This window comes from Candidatus Cloacimonadota bacterium (assembly GCA_034661015.1).
Classification (GTDB): Bacteria; Cloacimonadota; Cloacimonadia; order JGIOTU-2; family JGIOTU-2; genus JAYEKN01.
On the sequence record JAYEKN010000130.1, the window covers coordinates 3,039 to 7,494 of the forward strand.

The 4,456-nt window shown below is 38.4% G+C and carries 4 protein-coding genes; all 4 read left to right on the forward strand.

What is annotated here, in order from left to right; all coding sequences use genetic code 11:
- Positions 1–21: 21 nt before the first annotated feature.
- The 4 genes from acpS to acsA all read left to right on the forward strand — a co-directional run bounded on the left by acpS (position 22) and on the right by acsA (position 4,083).
- Positions 22–408, forward strand: coding sequence for a holo-ACP synthase (gene acpS / locus U9P79_05220; protein MEA2104029.1), 387 nt, complete (start codon positions 22–24; stop codon positions 406–408).
- A 42-nt stretch (positions 409–450) separates the two neighbouring features.
- Positions 451–1,398: an L-threonine 3-dehydrogenase gene (locus U9P79_05225; GenBank protein MEA2104030.1), complete on the forward strand. Its 948-nt coding sequence runs from the start codon at positions 451–453 to the stop codon at positions 1,396–1,398.
- Positions 1,399–1,409: 11 nt separating this feature from the next.
- Positions 1,410–2,144, forward strand: coding sequence for a hypothetical protein (locus U9P79_05230; protein ID MEA2104031.1), 735 nt, complete (start codon positions 1,410–1,412; stop codon positions 2,142–2,144).
- A gap of 232 nt (positions 2,145–2,376) precedes the next feature.
- Positions 2,377–4,083, forward strand: coding sequence for an acetate--CoA ligase (gene acsA, locus U9P79_05235; protein MEA2104032.1), 1,707 nt, complete (start codon positions 2,377–2,379; stop codon positions 4,081–4,083).
- Positions 4,084–4,456: the final 373 nt, after the last annotated feature.

The following is a 4,456-nucleotide window of genomic DNA, read 5'->3' on the forward strand; positions in this document are numbered from 1 at the left end:
GTTTGAAAAAAGTTCCAGATTATGATAGCAGGCACAGGAATTGATCTTGTAGAAGTCGGTAGAATTATACAAGAGTTGGAAAAGCACGGAAAAAGTTTCGTAAAAAAAATTTTTACTAAAGCTGAAATCGAATACTGTGAGCAGAAAACAAATATCGCAATTCGCGCCCAGCATTATGCCGGTAGGTTTGCTGCAAAGGAAGCATTTTTCAAAGCAATCGGGACTGGTTGGAGAGGTGGAATCCACTGGAATGATGTGGAAGTAATCAATGACCAACTTGGTAAACCCGGCTTAAATCTAAATGGGAAAGCGGTGGAAATTATCGAAAAGATGGAAGTGAATTCAATTCACATCTCAATTTCTCACACAAAAAATACTGCTATTGCAATTGTAATTTTAGAAAATTAAAAAAATCGAAATTGAAAATAAATAAAACAGGATAAAAAACTTATGAAAAAAATTTTAGTGCTCGGAGCAGCTGGACAAATTGGTTCGGAACTTGTCCCTGAACTTCGGAAAATTTATGGAAAAACCAATGTGGTAGCGTCAGATATTAAAACCGATGTTCCGGAAATTCTCAAAGACGGTCCCTATGAAATAGCAGACTGTCTCGATCAGATTAGAATAGCAGAAGTGATTACTCATTATAAGATTGACACGGTTTATAATCTCGTGGCACTTCTTTCTGCAGTCGGCGAAAAAGAACCGCAACTCTCTTGGAAAGTGAATATGGGAACCCTAAACAATTTGCTGGAGTTAGCAAAAGATTTTGAATTCGCACTCTTTACACCAAGTTCAATCGGGGCATTCGGCAACTCCACCCCGCACAACAACACACCTCAGGATACAATAATGCGTCCCAATTCAATTTATGGTGTTACGAAAGTGAGCGGAGAATTGCTTGCCGATTATTATCATCAAAAATACGGAGTTGATACGCGTGGAGTTCGCTATCCGGGTATCATCTCTAATGTAACTCTTCCCGGTGGTGGAACTACAGATTATGCTGTAGAAATTTATTATGAAGCATTGAAGAATAAAAAATTCACCTGCAACCTGAAATCAGGCACTTACCTTGATATGATGTATATGCCGGATTGTATTCGGGCAGCAATCGAAGTTATGGAAGCTGATCCCAACAAGTTGATTCACAGAAATTGTTTTAACGTCGCGGCAATGAGTTTTGAACCGGAACAAATCGCTGCAGAAATTCGCAAACACATTCCCGAATTCACCATTGACTATGAAATTGATGAAGTCCGCCAAGCAATCGCAGAAAGCTGGCCTAATAAAATGGATGACACAGTAGCTCGCAAAGAGTGGGATTGGAAACACGAATATGACCTTCATAGAATGACGGAAGATATGCTCGAAGTTTTGGGAAAGAAAATAAAATAACGGAGGACAAAATGATTAAAAAAATATTAGCAATCATTCTGATCATCAGCGGTTTGTTTCTTTTGTCATGTGATATCAATGACGAAGAAGTTGGCGGAATAGTTTCGATAGAAATTCCATCCGCAACAGACCATTTCATTTGGCAGAATCCGGTTGCAATTGAAGTAAATTCAACAAATATTGAAAATGTCGAAGGCGTGTTTATCTTTATTGACGATGTATTAGTTATCGAAGATTACATCCAGCCCTTCGGTTTCAATTGGTCTTTATCAAATGTCGAATATGGAAATCATATAATTGAAGCAAAGGCATTTTACGATAATGGCACCGAAGACACAGAGACAACGGTTGTTTTTTATACTCCCTGTCCGATATTTGCAAACGATCTTACAGACTTCGCCGGCATAACAGAAACTGACATTCAGGGAAATCTTATTGGAACAATTGATTCTACCGATTGGCATTTTGGTGACAGTTTGTTTACTGTAACTTTTGGACCCGCTTACCCCAATCCTGTCTCTGAAACATGTTTTATCCCATTTGATTTGGATCAGACAAGAGAAATTAGCATGATAATTATAAATTCTAATTTTGAAATTGTTGATACTTTGTTAGATCATGATGAATTCACAGCCAGCTCTCACTATAAAACATGGACAGCACCGCCAAATGTAAACGACATTTACAGATGCATATTTCATATAAGCGATAGTCTTCACTGGCACGGTGATATTTTGGCAGAATAACCCCATAAAAAATTGAACCGGAAAATCCAAGTTAAAAAATTGGGAATAATAATTACCAATAAATCAAATAGCAGCTTTGAATTGAAATTATCATCCGAATATTTGAAGTTTATTGACACGAAAGCGAACATTTTACCATTTTTGTCATTAAGTTCAAATTGGTTTGAAGATTGAATTTATAGATGCAATAAAATTAAAACAAAAAAATATAATAAATATTAATTAGGAGTAAATGATGTCAAATATTGGTTCGTATGATGATAGAATTAAGGACTTTGATTGGTCAATCGCAGAAAGAGACCTGAATTATAAGGATGGAGATTTGCTCAATATCGGTTGGTATTGTTCCGATCGAATTTGTGAGCAAGGAAAAGCAAATAAAACCGCACTAATTTGGGAAGGATTTGGTAATAAGAAGAAACAATATACTTTCAATGACGCAAGACTGGCAAGCAACACTATTGGCAAATTCTTGCGAGATTTGGGAGTTGAAAATGAAGATCGGGTTTGTCTTTTTATGGACAAGATCCCAGAACTTTATTTCAGTTTTCTCGGCATTTTGAAAATCGGTGCGATCGCACAACCGTTGTTTTCTGCATTTGGTGATGAATCACTATTTGTGAGAATGGAAAATGCAAAAACCAAAGCGATCATTACTCAGAAAAAGCATGTTGGTAAAGTTCGCAGAATCATCGAAAAAATGCCTTATTTGGAGCATATTATTGTGGTTGACGATAAGGGCAAAAAACCTTTGAAAGAACGAGAAGTTGCTTTCTCGCTGGAAAAAGCAGCACCGGTAGAAAATTTGGAAATCTATCCGACAAAAGCAGAATCTCCTTCGGTACTGCACTACACTTCAGGAACAACAGGACAGCCAAAGGGAGTAAAACACGTTCACTATTCGCTGATTTCACAATATCTTACTACAAAATGGGTGCTTGACCTTCAGGATGATGACGTCTATTGGTGCACAGCCGATCCCGGTTGGGTAACCGGCACCTCTTATGGAATCATCGGACCATGGAGTTTGGGAGTAACTCAATGCGTGTTAGATACCGGATTTTCTGCTAAAAATTGGTACAAATTTATCGAAAAAAATAAAGTAACAGTTTGGTATTCCGCACCAACTGCAATTCGCTCTTTGATGAAAGCCGGCGATGAAATTATAAAAGAATATGATCTTTCTTCTCTGAGACATCTCGCGAGTGTGGGCGAACCGCTAAATGCAGAAGCCGTTATCTGGTCTGGAAAAGTGTTCGGACATCAATTTCTTGATTCATATTGGCAAACGGAAACCGGCTCAATTATGCTTACGAATTATCCGGAAATGAAGATCAAACCCGGTTCGATGGGAAAACCCTTCCCGGGTATCACGGCAACCGTGGTTGATCCGGAGACTATTGAACCTATCACGGAGCAAGGAAAGATCGGTTTGATCGCATTCAAACCGGGCTGGCCCGCAATGATGAGAACTTATTGGGAAAATGAGGAACAATACAAATCGAAATTCGTGAACGGATGGTATCTTCCGGGAGATCGTTCAACAATTGATAAAGATGGCTATTTCTGGTTTGTCGGTCGAGATGATGATGTCATCAACACCGGGGGGCATCTTGTAAGCCCATTTGAAGTGGAATCAGCCTTGCTTGAGCATGAAGCGATCGCAGAATCTGCTGTTGTATCAAAACCGGATGAAGTCAACATGGAAGTTGTGAAAGCATTTGTTACTCTAAAACCCGGATTTGAAGAAAGTCCTCAGCTCGAACTGAAAATAATGAATTTCATTCGTAAAAAATTATCACCTCTCGCAATGCCTCAAGAAATCGAATATATGGAATCACTTCCCAAAACGAGAAGTGGAAAAATTATGCGCCGCCTTCTCCATGCAAAAGAATGGGGAGAAGAACTCGGCGATGTATCGGGAATGGATGATGATTAAAAAAGTCATTCACCGCCGCGATCACAGAGACCGCAGAGAAGAAAATTTAATTATAGTCTGTCCGTAAAGTATAGATCGGACGCAGATGAGCGCTGAAAAAAATGATTTACGCAGATAAAAATTTAATTATAAAAAGTAATATCAGCGTTTATCTGCCGAATCAGTGTTTTTCTGCGTAGAATCATCCACCAGCTGGTGGAGCTATTGCTAAAATAGTAGTTTACGGATGCACACTAATCAGTGAATGAATCTCTGCGTTCTCTCTGTTCTCGGCGGTAAAAAAGAAATGATAGGAAGGAAAAATGGAAAGCTTAGTAATTAATATATTAGAACCAAAAGTTAAAGTGCTACTAAATAATTTAGTTGATTTGAA

Excerpts from the sequence above, each read along its gene's own strand:
- acpS (MEA2104029.1), top strand. The coding sequence starts at position 22 with ATGATAGCAGGCACAGGAATTGATCTTGTAGAAGTCGGTAGAATTATA.
- U9P79_05225 (MEA2104030.1), top strand. The coding sequence starts at position 451 with ATGAAAAAAATTTTAGTGCTCGGAGCAGCTGGACAAATTGGTTCGGAA.
- acsA (MEA2104032.1), top strand. The coding sequence starts at position 2,377 with ATGATGTCAAATATTGGTTCGTATGATGATAGAATTAAGGACTTTGAT.
- U9P79_05230 (MEA2104031.1), top strand. The coding sequence starts at position 1,410 with ATGATTAAAAAAATATTAGCAATCATTCTGATCATCAGCGGTTTGTTT.